This window comes from Candidatus Cloacimonadota bacterium, assembly GCA_011372345.1.
Taxonomy (GTDB): domain Bacteria; phylum Cloacimonadota; class Cloacimonadia; order Cloacimonadales; family TCS61; genus DRTC01.
On record DRTC01000367.1, the window covers coordinates 1 to 2,351 of the forward strand.

Here is a 2,351-nt window from a genome sequence, read left to right on the forward strand (position 1 = left end):
GTGTTTATAATGCAGGAACACCGAGTACACAATTAACAAGTAATTACAAAAACGGGTTTGAAGTTGCCGGAGCAGAAGGAAACGGACTCTATGTTGGTCAAGCGGATAATATGGGAGTTGAAGTAGGATATGCCGCTTATTCCGGTTTTGTTGTGCAATCTGCCGGTAATGATGGTGTTGCTGTTGTATCTGCCGGAGATAATGGAGTTTATGTAACTTCCTCAGGCTCAGATGGCTTTTATATTTCTAATGCTGGAAATGACGGTTTCTCTTCGGCAAATGCAGTCGATGATGGCGGTGATTTCTGGGCAAGCGATGATGGAGTTTATGCTCAGACTAGTGATACTAACAATGAATGGGGGTTTAATACACCCGATAAAATTCAAGGAAGCAATATTACTACCAGAACGATCAACAATATCGGCTTGAATACAGGATCAGAAGAATTGGAGAATGGTGATATTGTTTGCCTTACGGGTTATATTGATGAATCGGTTGCAGATTCGGATATTCCGATAATCAAAGTAGAAAAAGCAAACAGGAACAATTCTGCGGCAGTAATCGGGATAGTTGAATACAAAGTCTATGAACGCGAAGAAGCAGATGAAAAAGACGGTAAAACTGTTTATACGAAAAGCTTCCGTTTTGCGGAAGGAAATACTCACCGAGGAGAATATGTTTCCATCATAATTGTTGGTCCTGCCGATGTGAAAGTAGATTCTCGCGAGAATATCAAGATCGGTCAGAAATTAACTGTTTCCGGAAATACAGGCAAAGCACGTTCTATCCAAGAATCAGATAATTGGACGATCGGAATTCTAGGCAAAGCTCTGGAAAATTCCAGCGGAAAAGGTAAAATTAAAGTTTATGTTAATTGTAAATGATGAAACCTTCCGAATGGTCTCTATCAGAGGAATTCTCTCAGTTGACCTTCGGAATGGTTGTAATTCACAATAACCTGAAAACTTAATTCAAGACTTTGTCTTAAATCAAGTTTTCATACAAATCCAGGAGGAAAAATGAATAATCTCAAAAAAAGTATGATCTCTTTGATCGTATTAAGTTTCACGGCAATATTATTTTGCCAGATCCCGCAAACCATTAATTTTCAAGGTGCCTTGAAAGACGCAAATGGACAACCCGTCAATGATTCCAAATATATGGAATTCAGAATTTATGATGTTCTTACCGGAGGCACAGCTCTTTGGTCGGAATCTCATTCAGCAGTAACAATAAGTGGTGGTATATTTTCAGTAGAATTAGGTTCAACTGCTTCTTTTCCAGCAGGAATATTCTCAAATCCAAACTTATATATAACCTACATTCTGGGTGGAGAATCTAACGAGATGACTCCTCGCAGAAAAATTCAATCAGTGCCGTATTCTTTTGTATCAGGAGAATCTTATCTGGCTTATTCGGCAGATAATGCTGCTAATCTTTCCGGAGTTCCACTTACCGGATTGGTGCAGCAGGATTCTTTGGGAAATGCAGGAATTAACGGAACAATGACGGCAAATGCGTTTGTTGGGGATGGTTCAGCCTTAACAGGTATAACCAGTATTTATGATACGACTTTTATTCATTCGACCGGGCCGGACACAATGACAGCAAATACAAACGGGGCAACTTTTACTATCAAAAATGCAAATCCGTCGAATGGTGATGCGATCAAGATCAATGGTGGATATCAAGGTGTTCGAATGGATTCTGTTACAACCGGAGTTTATGTAATTAATGCTAATTATAATGGATATGCAGCAGGCACTGTCGGTAATCAGGGTTTATCTGTTTTCTCCTCAGGAGCAGAGGGTGTGTATGTTCAGAATGCTGGTTCTGATGGAATCTCGGTCTATCAGGCAGGTTCTCCAACTTCCTATACGATCAGCAGTGCTAATAATGGCTTTGAAGTCGCTGGAGCTGAGGGAGATGGTTTATATGTAGGATATGCCGGAGATGATGGAATTAGTATTGAGAATGTTGCCGACAATGGAGTTGATGTTTCAACAACTAGTGGTAGCGGTTTTTATGTAGGAAATGCGGGTGAATATGGTTATGATGTATATTCATCAGATTGGGATGGATTTCATGCCAGTTTTGTTGGTGTTCCGACAGATTTCAGTTTTGGATCGGATAATAATGGTTTTGAGGTTGCCGGAACAGAAGGAAATGGTCTTTATGTCGGTTATGCCGATCTCGATGGAGTAAACGTAAAAGAAGCTTTGATAAATGGAATTCATATTGAGGAAGCAGGAGGTTATGGAGTTTTGATCGACAGCACCGCGAATGATGGAATTTATATCAAGAAAACCGGTAATCCCACAACAATAAATACGAGTGCAAGCAAAAATGGA

Annotated in this window: 1 protein-coding gene; it reads left to right on the forward strand. The window is 39.9% G+C overall.

Features of this window, described 5'->3' with window-relative positions:
- Positions 1-1,019: 1,019 nt before the first annotated feature.
- A partial coding sequence (locus ENL20_07125) for a hypothetical protein (protein HHE38329.1) occupies positions 1,020-2,351 on the forward strand: 1,332 nt, incomplete at its 3' end.